The organism is Sphingobacterium thalpophilum, assembly GCF_038396785.1.
GTDB lineage: Bacteria > Bacteroidota > Bacteroidia > Sphingobacteriales > Sphingobacteriaceae > Sphingobacterium > Sphingobacterium thalpophilum_A.
On record NZ_CP151087.1, the window covers coordinates 2,411,967 to 2,431,871 of the forward strand.

Annotated in this window: 14 protein-coding genes; 10 read left to right on the plus strand and 4 right to left on the minus strand. The window is 40.4% G+C overall.

Translation table 11 applies throughout. From position 1 onward, the window contains the following. The first annotated feature begins 19 nt into the window (after window positions 1-19). From AACH28_RS10795 to AACH28_RS10805, 3 genes are all read left to right on the plus strand, one after another. The gene (locus AACH28_RS10795; RefSeq protein ID WP_341832932.1) at window positions 20-511 is read left to right on the plus strand and encodes a hypothetical protein; all 492 of its coding nucleotides are present in this window, start codon (window positions 20-22) and stop codon (window positions 509-511) included. A gap of 4 nt (window positions 512-515) precedes the next feature. After that, window positions 516-1,982: a cell envelope integrity protein CreD gene (creD, locus tag AACH28_RS10800; protein WP_341832933.1), complete on the plus strand. Its 1,467-nt coding sequence runs from the start codon at window positions 516-518 to the stop codon at window positions 1,980-1,982. A 180-nt stretch (window positions 1,983-2,162) separates the two neighbouring features. Next, on the plus strand, window positions 2,163-4,244 hold the full coding sequence (locus AACH28_RS10805) for a S9 family peptidase (RefSeq protein WP_341832934.1): 2,082 nt from the start codon (window positions 2,163-2,165) through the stop codon (window positions 4,242-4,244). Window positions 4,245-4,712: 468 nt separating this feature from the next. Here the strand turns inward: AACH28_RS10805 and AACH28_RS10810 are convergent, their stop codons facing one another. Together AACH28_RS10810 and AACH28_RS10815 are read right to left on the minus strand one after the other, a co-directional pair. After that, complete coding sequence (locus AACH28_RS10810; RefSeq protein ID WP_088160402.1) at window positions 4,713-5,660, minus strand: MlaD family protein; 948 nt, start codon at window positions 5,658-5,660, stop codon at window positions 4,713-4,715. A gap of 61 nt (window positions 5,661-5,721) precedes the next feature. After that, entirely contained in the window at window positions 5,722-6,522 is an 801-nt protein-coding gene (locus AACH28_RS10815) for an N-acetylmuramoyl-L-alanine amidase (protein WP_312482877.1), read from the minus strand. A 201-nt stretch (window positions 6,523-6,723) separates the two neighbouring features. Here AACH28_RS10815 and AACH28_RS10820 point away from each other — a divergent pair, with 201 nt between their 5' ends. The 3 genes from AACH28_RS10820 to AACH28_RS10830 all read left to right on the plus strand — a co-directional run bounded on the left by AACH28_RS10820 (window position 6,724) and on the right by AACH28_RS10830 (window position 12,279). Continuing rightward, on the plus strand, window positions 6,724-9,357 hold the full coding sequence (locus tag AACH28_RS10820; protein WP_312482878.1) for a putative LPS assembly protein LptD: 2,634 nt from the start codon (window positions 6,724-6,726) through the stop codon (window positions 9,355-9,357). 200 nt (window positions 9,358-9,557) lie between these two features. Continuing rightward, window positions 9,558-10,817, plus strand: coding sequence for a competence/damage-inducible protein A (locus AACH28_RS10825; protein ID WP_201665973.1), 1,260 nt, complete (start codon window positions 9,558-9,560; stop codon window positions 10,815-10,817). 112 nt (window positions 10,818-10,929) lie between these two features. Beyond that, a complete protein-coding gene (locus AACH28_RS10830) occupies window positions 10,930-12,279 on the plus strand; it encodes a dihydrolipoamide acetyltransferase family protein (protein WP_341832935.1) in 1,350 nt (449 codons plus the stop codon). A 99-nt stretch (window positions 12,280-12,378) separates the two neighbouring features. Here the strand turns inward: AACH28_RS10830 and AACH28_RS10835 are convergent, their stop codons facing one another. Then, on the minus strand, window positions 12,379-13,755 hold the full coding sequence (locus AACH28_RS10835; RefSeq protein WP_341832936.1) for an MATE family efflux transporter: 1,377 nt from the start codon (window positions 13,753-13,755) through the stop codon (window positions 12,379-12,381). A gap of 242 nt (window positions 13,756-13,997) precedes the next feature. On the opposite strand from AACH28_RS10835, the gene AACH28_RS10840 reads away from it, so the two are divergent. Together AACH28_RS10840 and AACH28_RS10845 are read left to right on the plus strand one after the other, a co-directional pair. Continuing rightward, window positions 13,998-14,519 (plus strand): twin-arginine translocase TatA/TatE family subunit, encoded by a 522-nt coding sequence (locus tag AACH28_RS10840; RefSeq protein WP_083663500.1) that lies wholly within the window; start codon window positions 13,998-14,000, stop codon window positions 14,517-14,519. Between the two features lie 85 nt (window positions 14,520-14,604). Further along, complete coding sequence (locus AACH28_RS10845; protein WP_341832937.1) at window positions 14,605-16,842, plus strand: Tex family protein; 2,238 nt, start codon at window positions 14,605-14,607, stop codon at window positions 16,840-16,842. 454 nt (window positions 16,843-17,296) lie between these two features. On the opposite strand, the gene AACH28_RS10850 is transcribed toward AACH28_RS10845, so the two are convergent. Then, on the minus strand, window positions 17,297-18,397 hold the full coding sequence (locus AACH28_RS10850; RefSeq protein ID WP_341832938.1) for an IS110 family transposase: 1,101 nt from the start codon (window positions 18,395-18,397) through the stop codon (window positions 17,297-17,299). 133 nt (window positions 18,398-18,530) lie between these two features. Here AACH28_RS10850 and AACH28_RS10855 point away from each other — a divergent pair, with 133 nt between their 5' ends. Next, window positions 18,531-19,241 carry a hypothetical protein gene (locus tag AACH28_RS10855; RefSeq protein WP_341832939.1) on the plus strand — a complete coding sequence of 237 codons (711 nt, stop codon included), beginning with the start codon at window positions 18,531-18,533 and terminating at the stop codon, window positions 19,239-19,241. Window positions 19,242-19,247: 6 nt separating this feature from the next. After that, window positions 19,248-19,526 carry a hypothetical protein gene (locus tag AACH28_RS10860; protein ID WP_115049681.1) on the plus strand — a complete coding sequence of 93 codons (279 nt, stop codon included), beginning with the start codon at window positions 19,248-19,250 and terminating at the stop codon, window positions 19,524-19,526. Window positions 19,527-19,905: the final 379 nt, after the last annotated feature.

Sequence of the window (19,905 nt, forward strand, 5' to 3'; positions counted from 1 at the left end):
ACTTTTAAAACATGATTAAATGAAAGGAATTCGATTAAAACTGATGCTGCACCTCTATAATTGGTCTTCCAAAGTATATGCAGACATCTTTAAATGGAACAAAAAAGCTTGGGGAATATCTAAGGCAGATTTTATGACCTACCCCGTTGGAAGCATCGGCCATAATCTGGGGCTCTTTTATGAAAGTAAAGGTTTCGATGTCATGCCCAAACTGGAAAATCACGATGTATTTCATATCCTGACTGAAACAGGAACAGAGATACAAGATGAAATTGCCATGCAATTCCTCTTACTTGGTAATGGAAAGATCAGCCTCTATCTTATGGCAATGATTTTTATTGGCGGAATCTTATTTCCCGAGCATTTCGGTTATTACAAAAGACATTTTCAGAAAGGTCGATCGCTCCAAAACTTCCATCATTTAGAATTTAAAGAAATCCTTCATTGGCAATTAACGGAGCTTCAAATTGCCTTATACAGTGAAAATATTCAAATAGATTTAAACAACTAAAATCATGGACTACAACAATTCATCACCGATAGAGCAATCGTCATTTTTTGAGAAAATCAGTAATTCCACTGTCCTAAAGTTATTTGTCATTTTCTTTCTTTCCCTGATATTGCTCATTCCACTTTCGTTAATAAGCGATTTAATAGAAGAACGGAAAAATAGGGAACAGGAAGTTTCTGGCGGTATTGCATTAAACTGGGGAAAGGAGCAGGTTATTTCCAGTCCTGTGTTGGCTATCCCCTATCGCGAGACTATACCACTTTCTGCCGAAAAAGCCGAAAAATCGAACCTTAGAGAAGAGCTGAAATGGATATTTGTCTTACCCAAAACATCCAATATCACAACCGATATAACGCCACAGCATCTCTCTCGAGGTATTTATAATGCCGTAGTTTACAACAGCAACATCACATTAGACGGTTCTTTTGACAAAATATCCCTAGAAAAACTCGAGATCCCAAATGAGCAAATTGACTGGAAAGGCAGTAAGCTTATTTTCGGCATCCAGGATTTTAAAGGCTTAGGCAAGCGCCCATCCTTGAATTGGGATGGCAATGAATTGACTTTCGACCCAGACTTTAATAATCTCAAATTATTTACGCAAAATTTAGTCTGTCCTGTACCTTTGGATCCGCAGAAAACAGACAATCGTTTTAAGATAAAACTAAATCTAAAAGGATCCAAATCATTGAATTTTCTTCCGCTGGGTGATCAGACAAACATCCAGGCTAAGGGTAACTGGGCTAATCCAAGTTTCACAGGTGCATTCTTACCGGGCAAACGTAATACCGAAACCTCCAATTTTTCGGCTTCCTGGGAAATCCCTTCTTTCAGTCGGATGCTGCCGCAACAATGGACAGACGATGCCCGTTCGATCTTTCAGTTCGATAACAACCTCGAAAATGGAAATGAGGGCAATGAGCAAAAGCCAGCACAAGCCGTCAGCACTACAATTGCCTCTGCATATAACCTATTGGATAACGCAGACATGATTACAATTAACTTCCTACCAGATATCAATAACTATCAAAAAACAACACGGGTCGCCAAATATGGTATTTTAGTTATCATCCTGACCTTTACTTCGCTCCTATTCACCGAGGTGATCAAGAAAAAACGGATCCATATCATCCAATATATTCTGATTGGAGCAGCGATGGTTCTTTTCTATACATTGCTGCTCGCGCTATCCGAGCATATTGGATTTAATCTAGCTTACTTAACGGCTTCAGTCGCTACAGTTATGTTGATTGGCAGTTTCATTAAATCAATTACCAAAGACCAGAAATCGGCGCTATTGCTGAGTTCTATTCTGGCTTTATTTTATCTTTTTATCTATATCCTCATGCAACTTCGGGATTATTCCCTTATCGCTGGAACAATTGGCATCTTTATCATTTTGGCGATTTTGATGCGCGTTTCAACAAAAATAAACTGGTATCAATTTGATAATAGCCATGTGGATCAATAAACAACGTCTTCGACTTTATTGGGTATTAATTCAGATACTATTAAAAAAATAAGGATTTACAATTCTAATAAGCCATTTCTAAATGAAAGAGATGGCTATTTTTTTACTCGACTTAGCATTTATGACCAAATTCTGTAACTTGCGAAGAAATTTTTCAGCGGCATAGATATGTTTAAACAGATGAAAAAACTTACAATACTTACATTAGCGATTATGGCGTGTAACCTAAGCAATGCGCAAGAAAGCAAAGACGGAAAAAATAACTCCAAATTAGTGTCGGAATCGCCACAACCGATCAACCCAACTACACTTTGGGACCTTGGTCGTGTTTCGGCCGAAGGACTTTCTGCAGACGGCAAAACATTGGTATACGGTGTTTCCAATTATAATCTGGAGAGCAATTCAAGTGAAAAAAATCTCTATACAGTTTCACTCACAAACGGGACTAGCAGTCAGTTCACCGACCAAAAAGGTGGTGAAACAGTCGTTCAGATCGAACCAAATGGCGACGTCATTTATTTGTTAAAGGGGCAGTTATGGAAGAAGAACCTATCTAAGGCTGAAGCAGTTCAATTGACGAATGGCGATATTGCTTTAGAAAATGTCAAGTTTTCTCCTGATGGAAAACAAATACTTTTCAGCCAGTCCGTGCTCGTAAAAAAATACCACAGCACAGATAAATATCCCGAACTACCAAAGTCGGACGTTTATATCTATGACAACTTAGACTACAGACATTGGGATACCTTCAATGATGGCAAATTCAGTCATCCTTTTGTGGCGAGTTATATTGATGGTAAAGTTGGCGAGCCGGTAGACCTATTAAAGGATCAAGCTTTCTACAGCCCTCAGGCACCATTTGGTGGCGCAGAAGATTTTGCCTGGTCTCCCGATAGCAAGGCAGTGCTCTATGTCTGTAAAAAGAAATTCGGAACAGATTATGCTGTCAGTACCAACACCGATATTTATCGCTATGATCTCGCTAGCGGAACGACGTCTAACCTGACAGAAGGAATGAATGGGTATGATACAGCCCCAACCTATTCTCCCGATGGGAAAAGCCTAACTTGGCTCAGCATGAAAACCGATGGTTATGAATCGGACAAAAATGACATCATACTATTTGACAAAAACAGCTCAATTCGTTTAAATCTAACAGCACATTGGGATGGTACGGTCAATAGTTTTATCTGGAGCAGTGACAATCGAAAAATCTATTTTACAGCTGCTACGAAAGGTACCGTTCAACTATTTGAACTTGAAGTACCGACCAATATCAAAGCTAAAAGTTTACCAAAAATACATCAAATTTCAGAAGGTGACTTTGACATCACCGGTATTGTAGGCCAAGTAGCTGACAAATTAATCGTTAGCTCTACAAAGTTTACCCGTGCAACAGAAATCTTCAGCTTTGATCTAAAAACCAAATCTTTAACTCCGGTCACTAAAGTCAACGATGCAAAATATGCAAGCATCAGCGAAAACAAAATTGAAAAACGTATCGCAAAGGCATCCGATGGAGCCGATCTGTTCTCATGGGTAATCTATCCGCCAAACTTTGACCCTGCAAAAAAATATCCAACGATACTTTACTGTGAAGGCGGCCCTCAATCCGCACTGACACAATTTTATTCGTTCCGTTGGAATTTACAATTGATTGCATCACAAGGTTATATTGTCATCGCTCCAAACCGTAGGGGTATGCCTGGCTGGGGGGTAAAATGGAATGAAGCTATTTCCCAAGACTGGGGCGGTCAGCCAATCCGGGATTACTTGGCCGCCATAGACGATATCTCCAAAGAGTCTTATGTAGATACAACACGCCGCGCGGCGATTGGGGCTAGTTATGGTGGATACTCTGTTTATCAACTAGCTGGCGTGCATCAAAACCGTTTCAAAACGTTCATTGCGCACAATGGTTTATTCGACATGAGAAGCTGGTATGGTACCACAGAAGAACTCTTTTTCGCCAACCACGAACTGGGCGGAGCGTACTGGGATAGCAAAAATGAGAAATCCTATACCGCATTCAACCCGATTGAAAAAGCAAATAATTGGCACACACCAATTTTGATCTTTCAGGGTGGAAGAGATTATCGTGTTCCAATCGGACAAGGACTGGCAGCATTCCAATTGGCTCAGCTCAAAAAAATTAAGAGCCGTCTGGTCTACCTACCTGATGAAAATCACTGGGTGCTATCCGGACAAAACGCACAGGTTTGGCAAAGAGAATTCTTTACCTGGCTTAAAGAAACCTTATAGAAAGTACGGTGAAATCGGATCGGATGATCATCTACTTTCGCGACCAATAAAGTCGCTCGTAAAGTGCTGAATTTAGCAGAATAGAAACGCCACTCGATGAGTGGCGTTTCTATTTCAATTCAATACTTACCATACCATACTCTTGTTAACCATTGGTTAACATCAGCTTCTAGTTTAACTGTGGTTTTACAGGGGGTTAACAGGGGTATAACAGGGGGTTAGCCCGGGTATACCCCTATTAACCCCCTGTTATACCCCTTTAAAAAGGTAGTTAAAACGGTGCTAATTTAGAACATCGTATAAGCTTGGGTACAAGAAAGTGCTGGTTGGTTAAGTATAAACCAAGGAAGCAAATTTAGGGTATAGGACCGTCGACAAATTCCAACACCCAACGGCAATCTTATGAAAACAGAAAAGCCTGCTGTAGGCAGGCTTTTCATGTATATTATCTGATTTGATCTCTTAAATCTACTTTTCACCTTTTTTTCCAAAGATGGAAAGTTTGATATATTTCCCAGGTTTCTCTTTAACGTCCTTCATCAAATTATCCATTTCCTTTGAAGCATTATTAAGATTATTGTATAAAGCTTCGTCATTGAGCAATAAACCGATAGATCCCTTACCACTATTAATTTTTCCAGTGATCTCCTGAAAATCATTGACTGCAGCATTTACTTTGTTCATGGTGTGTTCAAAATCCAATCGGGCGGCCTTATCGGTAATATTATTCAGATTAGACATAATCGCATTGATTTTCTCACCATTTTGTGAAAAATTGGAAGTGATAGATTCCAGATTAGCCATGATTCTATTCAGTCTTCCCTTTTCATCCCCCACTAGACCTTCGACATCTTTGGTGATGCCTTCCACATTTTTTAAAGAAGTGGAAATACTATGAATGCTTCTTTTAAAGTCGTCCTGAAACTGTTTGTCTAAGACAGTATTGACGACCGATAGCGTTGAATCCAGTTTAATGGTAATTGTTTCGATCCGTTTTTGAATGGGTTCAACCTTATCCATTATATTCGGTTGAACACCTGAAGTTAAAAAATCGCCATCCTTTGCCAATTCCTTACTGTTGCCCATTTCGAAAACAATAGCCTTACTTCCCAACAAATCTGTGCTTGAAATTCTCGCTACTGTGTTTTTTGGTATATCGTAATGAGAATGGATCTTAAACTCCGTTTTGATCTTCCCATCTGCCTGTAAAATCATTTTTGAAACACGCCCAATCTGATAGCCATTGACCAGGACAGGCTTGGAGGGAGTTAGGCCATCTACAGTCGTATAGGTCGTGTAAAAAGTATTATCGCTGCTAAAAACATCATTTCCTTTTAGAAAGCTATATCCAATAAATAATAAAACTATTGCAACTGTTGCTAATATGCCGACTTTTGTCTCGTTTGAAATTTTCACAAATAACCTATTTAGTAATGATCATTAATTTAAGTTTAAAACAGCATAAAAGCAAATCTGTTTAGCGTTCTACAGAATTTTTATAAATTTTCAGAGCCGAAACCAAATTATCAACAACCTCCTGTTGCCCTTCATCAGACAGGAGATAGCTCTCTTCTTCTCTATTACTAATAAAGCCAATTTCCGTCAATACAGCTGGCATACCTGCTTCTGCTAGCACAGCTAACCCTTTCTCCCAAAATCCTCTACTATATCGGCCCGCTTTCACATACTCACCTTCGATCATCTGTGCCAGGCGAATACTTTTTTCACGGAATCGGTTTTTCATCAAGGAAAAGATGATCGCACTTTCAGGGTCTTTTGGATCAAATCCCTGATAATTTTCTTTATAGTTTGATTCCAGTAACAAGGAAGCATTTTCGCGAACGGCAGCATCTTGCTGTCCCAAACGATGCGAACCAGAGACCAAAGTTTCGGTACCATGCGCACTGGCACCGCTGGAATTACAGTGTATCGAAATAAATAGATCGGCTTTATTGGCATTCGCCAAACGGATACGTTTGTAAAGCTCAACAAATTCGTCGGTCGTACGTGTATAGACAATCTTGATACCTGGAATATCCTTCTGAATCTGCTTTCCTAATTTTAACGCAACTTCAAGGGCTACATTTTTCTCCAACGATCGCCGTCCAGCCGCCCCTGTATCTTTTCCACCATGGCCAGCATCAATTACAATCGTTCTTATTTGGTAGTCCGGAGGCTCTACCTGCCCATTGTTTAATTTGAAAGAATTCAATAAAAAAAATCCCAAAGTAGCAAACACAACGCTACACCATTTTCTAATTCTTAAATCTGATTTCATTGAATAATTATTTGCTCTACTATAAACGAATCAAAATGAGTCTATATTATTTCTTTAATAGATAACGATATTTAACATATTTTCTATTGCTTTTTTGACTAATTTTGTCTCTCGAAGTTTAACATTATTTCACAAAAATAACATTTGTCTTTAATTTTGAAGTCGTTAATCAACATTTTAACACTATTTATCATTCTTGCAATGGGCAATTCTAGCTTTGCTCAAAGTAATATTCCTTTAAAACAGAACGGACTTCAAGGTAAAGATCCTATTTCGGCGACCAATAAATCGCAAGACACGAGTAAATCCAAAACTGCAGATACGACCAAATCTGTAAGCGATACGACCAAGAAAAAAGGAAGTGGTTTGCAGGCTGAAGTGAGTATTATTGCGGTTGACTCGCAGAAATCTGAAGTTGCCAAGAATATAAGTCACCTTTATCGCGGAGCAAAGGTAAAATATCAAGATTTTGAACTTTCTGCCGATTATATCCGTCTTGACCGAAACAAGAAAAAGATTTTTGCTTCTGGGATCTATGACAAAAGTGGTAAATATGTAGGGCGTCCTATCGTCATCATGGGAAATGGTGAATCACCGAAAACGGTAGACTCACTCTATTACGATTACGAAAAACAAGAGGGAAACACCTACGGTATTATGACCGAAGTTGATGGTGGATTTATCCAGGCCAATATTGTGCGAAAGAATATCTACGACGAAATGTCGATATACAAGGGATTATATAGTACCTGTAATCTACCCTATCCACATACCCATTTTGGCATTCATATCACCAAAGGAATTGTCACTAAAAACCAGATTATTTCCGGTCCGGCTTATCTTGTGGTGATGGGTGTACCTATGCCGGTGGCATTTCCATTTGCGTTTTTCCCAAAACCAGATAAAAGAGCATCTGGTTTTCTCTTCCCATCTTTTGGGGAAGATTATACCAGAGGATTCTCGATGCGGGATATCGGTTGGTATTTGGCCTTCAACGATTACTGGGACAGTGAGATTAGAGGTTCCTTGTATTCTAAAGGTTCATGGGAAGCGTCCATCAATACGCGCTATACCGTCAACTATAAATTTAACGGTGGTTTTAATATCCGTTATGCCAATACCAAAACGGGTATTGAAGGAACATCTAATTATGGCTCCAATAAGGATTTTAATGTCACTTGGAACCATACTCAACGCCAGGAAGCCAATCCAGGAACATCTTTCTCTGCAAGTGTTAACTTTGGTACAAGTTCTTTCTTTCAAAATACCGGAACCGGAAGTACACAAAACACCTATGAAAACCTTGCACGTAACCGTATGGGCTCGTCCATCAGTTATGGAAAAGTATTTGCCGATGGCAAGGTAAACCTCACAGCCAGCTTAACGCATAATCAGGATATGGCTACGCGCAGTATACAGATGAGTTTACCAAATATCAGCTTAAACGTATCCTCTTTCAATCCATTTGACAGCAAAGACCGTGTCGGTGAACAAAAATGGTATCAACGCATCAATGTCGGTTATAGTTTCCAAGCACAAAACTCGGTAAGCACCATTGATACATTGTTGTTTAAACCAGGAGGTTTCAAAAAATTCCAAAATGGTTTCCAACACAATATTCCAATCAGTCTATCACTCAATGCTTTTAAATATTTCCAGTTCAATACCAGTGTAAACTATACCGAACGTTGGTATTTACAAAGTACGCGACAAAGCATCGACAATACCGCTGCAGGTTATAAACAACGTATCGATACCGTTCAGGGATTCAATCGTGCATACGATTACTCGGTATCGACCGGACTTTCGACCAAGGTTTATGGTAATTATTTCCCTAAAATAGGTAACCTTAAGCAGATCAGACACGTCGTTACACCGTCGATCAACCTGAACTATAGACCCGATTTTTCGGATCCAAGATATGGTTTCTATCAGCATTATAACGATCAATATGGGAACAGAAATGTATACTCAATCTTTAGTCAGGGTGTCTACGGATCTCCTTCTGCAGGAAAATCTGCAGGGATAGGCTTTTCCATTGACAATAACATCGAAGCAAAAGTCAAAAGTAAATCCGATACCACGGATGGAGGCATGAAGAAAATCCCTATTCTTCAAGGTTTGACGTTCAGCGGAAATTACAACTTTGTTGCCGACTCGCTAAAGTTGTCCCCAATTACTTTCTCTGGCCGTACAGCTTTTTTCGACCAAAAGATGAATGTAAACTTCAACGGTACATTTGATCCCTATTCGGTCAATGAAAATGGTGTCCGCGTCAATCGCTATGCCATTAAAGACGGTAGCCTTGCTCGTCTGACAAACTTTGGTCTTTCCTTTGACTATAGTCTGAATCCTAAGGCGGCGAAATCACGTAATAACAATATCGATTCTTTAAGAAAAGAAATGTCTGGAGCAGGTATGACTCCTGAGCAAGCACAGGCCTTGGCTCGAATCAGCTCAGATCCAAACGCATTTGTGGACTTTAATATCCCATGGAACCTTGCGGCATCGTTCAGTTTCAATATGGCAAAATCGTTCAACTCCAGTACACGAAGAATGCAGAGTCAGATCACAAGTACATTGAATTTAAATGGCGACTTCAGTGTTACACCAAAATGGAAAGTCACCTTTCAATCGGGATACGATTTCAAACAGAAGGAAGTGGTCATGACCTCTTTCAATATCTATCGAGATCTGCATTGTTGGGATATGTCATTTGGCTGGATGCCTTTTGGGCGGTTCCGAAGCTATAACGTCACCATTCGCGCAAAGGCATCGATCTTACAAGATCTTAAGCTCACAAAAAGAGCCAGTTCAGGAGGCAGTTATTTTTAAAATAACTGCTTTTTTTTTGAAATGCTATACGCGTATTGGTCAGCAGAACCATCAGTTTTTTTCAAAAAACTTCTTCCATCAAATACATTTTTACCATTTCGCTGTGCCGCAATTTTATGTAAGTTTATATCCTGAATCCAACACTATCCCCACAGATGCATTTTTTAAAGTAGGGAGGTGGTTGCATAATTATTTTAAAGATGAAAGCAGAGATTATTACCATAGGCGATGAGATCCTCATCGGTCAGATCATTGATACCAATTCAGGCTGGATTGCCAAGCAACTGCTCCAATTCGAAGTCGATATCGTTCAAATGACATCTATCCCAGATACCGAAGAGGCTATTTCAACGACATTGAAGGAGGCCTCAGTTCGGGCAGATCTTATTTTAATCACCGGAGGTCTGGGCCCGACGAAAGATGATGTAACAAAAAAAACCGCCGCAGCGTATTTTGGAACCACCTTGATACGGGATGAGCATGTACTTCGGCACGTGACCAACATATTTGAATCACGCAATCTAAAAATGCTCGACATCAATCTGCAGCAGGCCGATGTTTTGGCAAATTGTGAAGTCCTATTTAACGACTATGGCACTGCACCCGGCATGCTGGTACACCAGAACCAAAAGAAGTTTATTTTTATGCCTGGTGTGCCATTTGAGATGAAATTTCTGATGGAAAAACATGTGCTGCCTTTATTAGCCAAACAGGATCCTGACTTATTTATCTGTCATGAGACAATTTTGGTCGGCGGAATCGGAGAATCCTATTTGGCAGAAGAAATAAAGGATATCGAATCAGAACTTCCTTCAAGCATAAAATTGGCCTATCTACCAACCTTGGCCTTTATCCGATTGAGACTCTCTGGTAAAAGCAGGAATAAATCTGACATTATGCTCCAGGTTGCCCTTTTTAAAACAAAGCTACTCCATCGTTTACAACAATATGTCATTGCAGATTATGATACCAGCATCGAACCTTATTTAATTAAAGAGCTTAGCCGCCGAGGTGCTACATTGACTACCGCAGAAAGCTGTACAGGTGGTAGCCTTGCCGCTTCAATAACCGCAGTAGCAGGAAGCAGCGTTATATTCCTTGGTGGTACTATCCCCTACTCCAACGCTTTAAAACAACAATTGTTGAACGTCAAAGAAGAAACACTGATCCAATATGGCGCAGTAAGTGAGCAGACTGCCATCGAAATGGCTTCCGGTTCAAAAAAGGCATTTTCGTCGGATTATGCTATTGCGACAACTGGGATAGCGGGGCCAGGTGGTGGAACAGTTGAGAAACCAGTTGGCACGATCTGGGTAGCTGTTGCGGGAAAAAAAGAAGTTTTAACCAAGAAGTTTCAGTTTAATAACGAAAGACTGATCAACATCGAACGTACCCGTATGAATGCTTTATTACTTTTATGGAAGTTGCTGGTAAAAGAAAAAGAACAAGACACACAATAAAGTAAAATAATATTTCAAAGAATACGTTATTTAAGGAATAATATTTTAAATTGTTGAAAGTAAACCACAATTTATTTAACTTCGTTTTTCTATAACGAGATTGCTAAAAAATATGGCTTTATATAAACTCTTGCTCCCAAAAATGGGAGAAAGTGTATCCGAGGCAACAATCACAAAATGGTTAAAACAACCTGGTGACCTGATTGATGAAGATGACACTTTATTGGAAATCGCAACGGACAAAGTTGATTCAGAGGTACCTTCCCCTGTAAAAGGTGTTTTAAAAGAGCATTGCTATACCGTAGACCAGACTGTCCAAGTTGGTGAAGTCGTTGCAATTATAGAAATTGAGGGCGAAAATGAAGAACCTGCGATTCAAGCACAAGAAAATACAGCTCCTTCAGCTACAGCTCCCGAAGAGATCATAGCGTTGAATATCCCTGGTGTAGACCAGCTGCCAAATGTAGCGGCTGAAATTTCGTCTTCTCCCTACGAGAATACCCTTCGTTTCTATTCACCTTTAGTAAAGAATATCGCACGTCACGAAGGATTGTCGCAGGATGAACTTGACCGTATCCAGGGTACTGGAGCAGAGGGAAGAGTGACAAAGGAAGATATTTTAAACTATGTAACACATCGAGATTCATCGGCAAAAACACCAAAGTCTATTCCGGCAGAGCACACGAACACGGCTACAGAATCTCCGAAAATAATCTCCACCGCTCCATCGCATGTTCACACTGTTGCCAATGGCAGTGATGAAATCATTGAAATGGACCGCATGCGAAGGTTGATTGCAGACCATATGGTCAAAAGCGTACAAACCTCTCCCCATGTATGTTCTTTTGTTGAGGCAGATGTAACCAATTTAGTTTTGTGGCGCAATAAAGTTAAAGATGCCTATAAAAAACGCGAAGGAGAAAACATTACGTTCACCCCTTTGTTTATCGAGGCGATTAGCAAGGCGCTCAAAGATTTTCCATTGGTCAATATCTCGATCGACGGTTACAATATCATCAAGAAGAAAAACATCAATATTGGTATGGCCGCAGCATTGCCTAATGGCAATCTCATCGTTCCTGTTATCAAAAATGCAGATCAATTAAGCTTAGTAGGCTTGAGTAAAAGTGTCAACGACCTCGCACAACGGTCACGGGCGAATAAATTGAAGCCTGACGACACACAAGATGGCACATTTACATTCACCAATATCGGCGCTTTTGGCAATATTATGGGAACTCCTATCATTAACCAACCGCAAGCTGCAATCTTGGCTGTAGGTACAATTACGAAAAAACCAGCAGTCATAGAAACAGAGTATGGTGATATGATTGGTATTAGACATATGATGTATCTTTCACTTTCTTATGACCACCGTGCAATCGATGGTGCCCTCGGAGGTACCTTCTTAAAACGGGTGGCGGACTACCTGGAAAATTGGGATAGCAATAGAGTAATCTAGCCATCAAAATTGATAAATAAAAAAAGGCTCTTAATAGACATGCCCCAAAAAGTTAGACACTTATTTGGGGCATTTTTATTATTTAAAATATATTTTTTGTTACTTAAACATACTTTGTTCGAATTGTATTTTCTTCTTCTTGATCACCAATTGAAACCGCAGATAAAGTAAAAGCGAAGAGGTTAACAAGCCTAATGTCAACCCATACCAAATCCCCTTAATACCCCAGTTAAATACCACTCCCATGAGGTAGCCACTTGGTAGCCCTATAATCCAATAAGCAATAAATGTGATAAGGGTTGGAATATTCACATCCCCCATACCACGTAACACCCCCAGACCGACAACTTGCGTACCATCAAACAATTGGAAAAGTCCCGCAATAATCAACAGCTGGGAAGCAATAATCACCACGGCATGATCTGAGGTAAATATATAAGGTAAATAATTATTCAACAACGCGAACAAAGACGCTGTAATCACCATAAAGATCAACACCAATTGATACGAGGTGATGGCAAATCGTTCGAGGCGAAAAAGGTTTCTATTACCATAACTATTACCCACCTTGATTGTTGCAGCAGCAGCGATACCACTCGCCATCATATACGTCATCGCGGCCAGCTGGATGGCTACTTGATGAGAAGCTTGCGCTGTAGCACTTATCGTACCGGCTAATAGGGAAGCCCCTGCAAAAGCCCCAATTTCAAATACATATTGCATAGCCACGGGTGCCCCGATGCGCACGATCTTAAGCAATCGTTGCCGATCGACCAATGTCACCTTAAAATATTGAATATATCCTTTAAATTTCTGCGATCGCAATACATAGGTCATCATCACAGACATCATTAACACACGGTCGATCAATGTACTGTATCCGACTCCCTTTACCCCCATAGGGCTAATGCCAAACATCCCTTTGACAAAGATGATCGCCAAAATAATGTTCAGTACATTTCCCCAAATAGTTACATTCATGGCTTGCTTTGTAAAACCCAGACCTTCAGCAAATTGTTTAAATGTGCTAAATACCATCAACGGAAGCATCGATAAACTCAGAATAAGTAAATAAGGCTTTGCCTCCTTCACCACAGCCGGATCTTGGTTGAGGTGATCGATAGCCAACATCGAACCAAAGTAAACTAAAGCGAACAACAAGAGTCCTGCGATAATATTTAACCAAAAGCTATTGGACAACAATATGGCACATTCTTTTTTATTATCACGGCCATTCTCCTGCGCAATCAACGGCGTGATGCCATAAGCAATTCCCAACCCGATGACCATAACAACCATAAAAACAGCATGTACCAACGAAACTGCGGCCAATGGAATGGTTCCTGCAAAATGTCCAACAATCACACTATCTGCGGTATGCACCAATGTATGTCCCAATTGTGAGATCACCACTGGCCCCGCCAATACCATCGTACTTTTGTAATACGGTTTAAATGTTTTAAATTTTCCCAACATAATCGATTTCCCTAAAAAAATAGCCACAAAAATACGAAGATATTGCTACCCTATCGTCATATTAAAAAATATTTAGCAAAAATATAACAATTTACACCCATCAAATAACGGCACTTTGTTAAGTAATTTTTATGTTTCAAATACCTTAAAATTATCTTAAATTTACTTTTGGGTCTAAGAACTATAGAAATATAAATGTACCTTAGCATCTAGTTAGTAATCAAAAGAAGAGGAAAAAGAGTATGTACAATCCAGTAATAGCATTTCTAAACATCGGAACACAAGAGATGATCTTAATTGTGTTTGCAATCTTGTTACTTTTTGGAGGCAAAAAACTTCCTGAATTGGCGAGAGGTTTAGGAAGAGGAATACGTGAGTTCAAAGATGCATCAGAAGGTATCAAACGTGAAATTTCAGATCAAATCAATAATTTTGAGAAAGACATAGACGTTAAAACAGAAGTAAAAGAAGAAGCTGTTCCTAATGATGTGCGTTTAGCTGAGGAAAAGGCTCAAGCAGCACACGAAGAAGAGGCTAAGCCACAGGAAACCGTAGAAGGTTCAGAAACAGAGCAGCCTAAGAAAAAATATGAATTCACAACACCTGCCGGTGTCGTCGAACATAATCCACATAAACAACCCGATTACGGCGAAGAGCCGTCTCACATCACGTACGGGTATAACGATCATTTTGCTGAAACTAAAAACAACGAGGTAGAAGATAAAAAAGTTCCTGAGCAGGACAATACCAATAAACCTGCTTAATTTTACTACTTTAGTTTATAATTAGATATACTTAGAGCTGTTGAATGGTGATTCAACAGCTCTACTTTTTAAGATTAAACCGACAATGAGCTTATCAACACACGAAATTACTATTGCTAACGAGCTTTCTATTAGCGAAAAACAGGTTCGCACGACTATAGCACTATTAGACGAAGGCGCTACCGTTCCGTTTATCTCACGCTACCGTAAGGAAATGACTGGTAGTTTGGACGAAGTTCAAATCACCAATATCAGAGATCGTTTCCAGCAGCTGCGCGATTTAGATAAACGTAAAGAAGCTGTTCTTAAATCTATCAACGATCAGGGGAAATTGACAGCGGAGCTTGAGCAGCAGCTTTTGAATGCCGAAACCATGGCCAGTCTTGAAGATATCTATTTGCCTTACAAACCTAAGCGTAAAACCCGCGCCAGTGTGGCACGTGAAAAAGGTCTGCAACCTTTAGCGGATCTTATTTTGGCGCAAGAAACGGGCGATTTCCTCGCCCTTGCGGACAGTTTAATAGATGAAGAAAAAGGCGTAAAAAATACAGAGGAGGCACTAGCAGGTGCCCGCGATATCATTGCAGAGGTCTTTGCCGAAGATGCGACAGTGAGAGCCAAGTCGAGAGCGATATTCCTCGAAAAAAGTGCATTTGTTTCAAAGGTAGTTCCTGGAAAAGAAGACGCCGCCCTAAAATATAAAGATTATTACGAATGGTCTGAATCTTTGAAAGATGCACCTTCCCATCGTGTGCTTGCGATGCGCCGTGGGGAAAAAGAAGAGCTGCTCTACTTAGATATAGCGATCAATGAAGAAGAAATTCTACCCCGTATCGAATCCATCTATGTTAAGGGTGCCAACGATGCCGCAGCTCAGGTAAAACTCGCCTTGGTCGATAGCTATAAGCGTCTGTTAAAACCTTCCATGGAGACTGAAATTCGTGTATTAACACGCCAAAAAGCCGATGAAGAGGCCATCAAAGTTTTTGCCGACAATGTTCGTCAATTACTTCTAGCCGCTCCACTAGGGCAGAAAAGGCTGCTTGCGATCGACCCAGGATTTCGTACAGGCTGTAAAACGGTTGTTCTGGATGAGCAGGGACAGCTCAAAGAAAATACGGCTATCTTTCCACATACGGGTGCCAATGGACTGGCAGAAGCAAAAAAAACAATTCAGTATTTAGTCTCGAAATACGATATCCAAGCCATCGCAATCGGCAATGGAACAGCGGGTCGAGAAACGGAGGAATTTGTACGGAAACTCGGATTAAATAACGTTACCATCGTTATGGTCAATGAAAGTGGAGCCTCTATTTATTCGGCTTCCGAAACTGCTCGTGAAGAATTTCCAGATCAAGATGTTACGGTACGTGGTGCAGTATCTATTGGTAGACGATTGATGGATCCCTTGGCTGAGCTGGTTAAGATCGATCCAAAATCGATCGGTGTCGGACAATATCAACATGACGTTGATCAAAATAAACTCCAAACTTCTCTGGACGACACTGTTATCAGCTGTGTAAATGCGGTCGGTGTTGAACTGAATACTGCCTCCAAACAAATCTTATCCTATGTTTCGGGTCTAGGTCCATCTTTGGCCCAACAGATCATCAAATACAGAAATGAGAATGGTCCATTTGCATCGAGACGTGAACTGAAAAAAGTTCCTCGCCTTGGTGATAAAGCATTTGAACAAGCAGCAGGATTCCTTCGCATTCGCCATGCGGTAAATCCATTGGATTCCTCTGCAGTACACCCCGAACGTTATGCATTGGTGGAACAAATGGCCAAAGACTTGGGAAAAAAAGTGGAGGACCTATTGACAGATGCTGACCTCAGGAAATCGATTCCCCTAAAAAATTACATTTCGGAGGAAGTAGGACTACCGACATTAAACGATATTCTAAATGAATTAGCAAAACCCGGATTAGATCCAAGGGAAAAATTCGAAGCATTTTCATTCACGGATGGGGTCAACAGCATTGGCGACTTACGGGTTGGCATGAAACTGCCGGGAATCGTGACCAATATTACGAATTTCGGTGCCTTTGTTGATATTGGCGTACATCAAGATGGCCTGGTACACCTAAGCCAATTATCTAATCGCTATATATCAGATCCCCATGAAGTCGTCAAAGTACAGCAACACGTCATGGTAACAGTAACAGAAGTAGACGAAAAACGTAGTCGCATTGCATTGTCAATGAAAACAGATGAGAAGCCTGCGCTACCCAAAAACAAAAAAAATGATTTTAAAAAGCAGGCCGAACCACAAACGGATATGGCCAGCAAGCTAGCTGCATTGGCAAGTAAATTTAAATAGATACATTTAACTCCGAATCAAAAAAGCTGACCGTTCGCCGGACTGCCCCTCATAAAAGTGCTTAACATTTTTTGGCGGCGCTGCGGCGACTGGTCAGCTTTTTTTTGATTCGATTAAATCCAATGTCCGTCATTCGTATCGCTGTTTTATTTTGTATCTTTCCTCTATAAATTAACTATAATACAGTCCCCTTGCGCATTGGGTTTTGCGATTTTCCTCTTCGAGTTTGGTCAGCCGTAAGGCTGGCATTAACTCATGCTTGTGTACTTATAGCCTTTTCAGGCATTTGCATTGGCCAATTTAAAAACGGGGTCTTTTAGCCACCATAAAGATACCCGGCCTTTACGCAAAAAATTGTTATGGTTTAAGTTTCGCTATGCGTTCCATTTCTTTTTGGTGATACCGTATTCTGGCATCTAGTTTGGCTGGTTCGTAGATCACCTGTAGTGCCGGATTATAAGGGGGTTAAGTCTTTTAGGATATTCCATACAACAACGGATATTTTTCGTGCGATAGCGATCAGGGCCTTTTTCGAGGATTTTCTTATACTTAGACGGTTGAATTTGTCTTTAAAATAGGAGCCTTTACAGCGGCTTGCTGCCCAGGCAACCTGTACCAGTATTGGCTTGAGATATCTGTTTCCTTTAGTGATCGCTGTACTTTTATATTTCCCTGCGCTTTCATCATTCTTTGGTCGTAATCCGACCCATCCGCTCAGTTTACCGCTGTTTTCAAAAACTTTCATGTCTGCGCCGGTCTCGGCGATGATCACAGCGGAACTGATACGGCTAACGCCGGGAATCGTCTTTAGCAAGGCACTCTGCCGTGGAAAATCACGCAGGCAGATAGCTTCAATCTTTTCTATATACTCAGCAGACTGCTTGATCAACAGGTCGTATTCAGCTTTTGCCATCTGCAGGTTGAAGCGGTGGTGCTCCTTCATGCAGCCGGTTAGTGCTGCTGCCAGCTTTCCGTTTTCTTTGTTCTTCTTACTGGCATAGACCAGTTTGCTTAAACGTACGGCATCACGCTCCCCGGCTATCAGGGCATCAATGACACTCAGCATACTTTTCCCTCCGATATCACTCACAAGACTACCCAAACGGATTCCGGCCTGTACGAGGATATTGTCCATTTTGGTAAGCATACGGACTATCCGCTGTTGCAACTTGCTATAGGAACGGGTGTAGCTCCTGAGTTCCTGTATTCGCTCACCGGGCACAAAACTCCCGCGAAGCATATCTTTGTGAAGTAGCTGGGCAATCCACTGTGCATCCTTTACATCGCTTTTGCGGCCGGGCAGCTGTTTGATTAAAAAGGGATTCACCAGCATCAGATCAAAGCCCATTTCAGAGAGAATATTCCAGACCGGGATCCAGTAAATACTGGTACTCTCCATCGCTACTCGGAGAACACCCGCAGCCTTCAAGTAGGCTCCCAACTGTCGAATGCCCGTACTGAAGGTTTCGAAAACCTCCACATCCGAATAATGCTTCCCATTAAATACCGCACAAAAAATACTATCTTTATGCACGTCAAGTCCTGCTGTTTTCATATAACTTTTTTTTTCAACATAAAGATAAGCAGCGGGACTTGATTTGATTGCGATAGCTCTCGCCAATTTTTATCCGCTTGTGTGTAATCGGAAAATTAAATGTAAATTTAGAGGAAACAAGTTTAGACCCGTTATGAAAAATTGTACCTTACTATTCTTCCTATTTTTTGGAATTTATTTTTCTAAAATCCAGGCACAGCAACTTCACGACGGAGCCTATCTATACCAGGATGGCATCAATAAACACTTAATGCTCGTTAAAGATCATTATATCTCGTTTATAAGTTACGATGATGTCAGAAAACGTTTTCAACATACCTGGGGTGGGCCACTTGATAAACAGCCTAATCTGATCAATATCGCCATCGAGTATAATTCACAGGATTCATCTGCCATCGGCAAAACAACTCAATTGCCGTATCGGAGTGAAGCAGACTCCCTTCGCCTAAAAATAGCCAATAGCTATCATCTCTATATTAAACAGAAAAAAGTCCCGCAGGACCTGGACGCACTTTGGCGCATCACTGGTCGCCAACAAGGAGAAAAAATGCAGGATATTCCGAAAGCAGACCGCAAAACAATCAAAATATTGGTTGATGGCTATTTTCAATGGATAGCGATTAATCCTGCACAAAAAGGTTTCTATGGTACTGGCGGGGGCAACTATCAATACGATAACAATCGGTATACTGAAAAAATACAATTCTTTTCGAGAGACAATAATCGAGTTGGGCAAGAACTGGCCTTTGACGGTGAAATTGTAGATGGCAGATGGCAGCATAGAGGAAAAAGCTCGAAAGGAGAAGATATTTATGAAATTTGGAGCAAAGAAATAACTGAATAAAAAAATATGACAATAGAAGAATTTCAATCACTTGAAAGTCCACTTCAGCATTGGACAGCGGTACAAAAGTCACTTTGGTATGATCTGAAAGGAAATTGGAAAACCGCGCACGGCCTCATCGATCAATTGGGGGGAACCGACGCAGCACATGTTCATGCTTATTTACACCGCAAAGAAGGTGATCAATGGAATGCAGAATATTGGTATCGCCGCGCCAAACAAAATGTATACAGAGGCAATCTTGATGATGAGTGGAAAGAACTCTTCAAGTGTTACGTTGTGTAATAACAATTACCCTATTTTCGGACAGGGGCTGTTCTCTTTTATATACACATGCGGAAAGTTTGCCCAATAAAATAGGCGAAATTTTACCAAAAATTAACTCAATCCTTTTTCAAACTACTTAACATCTTTAAAAACATAAAAATATTACCAAATAAGATATAACATCAACCAAATCAAGTGATATTACGTAACAAAAATAACACAAAGAAAAATAGTATAAAACTAACAAGTAGAATGGCACAGATATTGAATATAGTCTACTATACTTGAGAAAGTATACTTTTCATAAATTTAGGTTAATAATTGGTTAGGTTAAACACTTGAAGTTCCCCACTTCAAGTGTTTTTTTTAGCAAAAACTCAATCGAAGTAACATCAAA

What these genes read in the sequence shown, in the direction of transcription:
- AACH28_RS10795 (WP_341832932.1), top strand. Translation starts at nt 20, where the DNA reads ATGAAAGGAATTCGATTAAAACTGATGCTGCACCTCTATAATTGGTCT.
- creD (WP_341832933.1), top strand. Translation starts at nt 516, where the DNA reads ATGGACTACAACAATTCATCACCGATAGAGCAATCGTCATTTTTTGAG.
- AACH28_RS10805 (WP_341832934.1), top strand. Translation starts at nt 2,163, where the DNA reads ATGAAAAAACTTACAATACTTACATTAGCGATTATGGCGTGTAACCTA.
- AACH28_RS10815 (WP_312482877.1), bottom strand. Translation starts at nt 6,522, where the DNA reads ATGAAATCAGATTTAAGAATTAGAAAATGGTGTAGCGTTGTGTTTGCT.
- AACH28_RS10820 (WP_312482878.1), top strand. Translation starts at nt 6,724, where the DNA reads ATGGGCAATTCTAGCTTTGCTCAAAGTAATATTCCTTTAAAACAGAAC.
- AACH28_RS10825 (WP_201665973.1), top strand. Translation starts at nt 9,558, where the DNA reads ATGAAAGCAGAGATTATTACCATAGGCGATGAGATCCTCATCGGTCAG.
- AACH28_RS10830 (WP_341832935.1), top strand. Translation starts at nt 10,930, where the DNA reads ATGGCTTTATATAAACTCTTGCTCCCAAAAATGGGAGAAAGTGTATCC.
- AACH28_RS10835 (WP_341832936.1), bottom strand. Translation starts at nt 13,755, where the DNA reads ATGTTGGGAAAATTTAAAACATTTAAACCGTATTACAAAAGTACGATG.
- AACH28_RS10840 (WP_083663500.1), top strand. Translation starts at nt 13,998, where the DNA reads ATGTACAATCCAGTAATAGCATTTCTAAACATCGGAACACAAGAGATG.
- AACH28_RS10845 (WP_341832937.1), top strand. Translation starts at nt 14,605, where the DNA reads ATGAGCTTATCAACACACGAAATTACTATTGCTAACGAGCTTTCTATT.
- AACH28_RS10850 (WP_341832938.1), bottom strand. Translation starts at nt 18,397, where the DNA reads ATGAAAACAGCAGGACTTGACGTGCATAAAGATAGTATTTTTTGTGCG.
- AACH28_RS10855 (WP_341832939.1), top strand. Translation starts at nt 18,531, where the DNA reads ATGAAAAATTGTACCTTACTATTCTTCCTATTTTTTGGAATTTATTTT.
- AACH28_RS10860 (WP_115049681.1), top strand. Translation starts at nt 19,248, where the DNA reads ATGACAATAGAAGAATTTCAATCACTTGAAAGTCCACTTCAGCATTGG.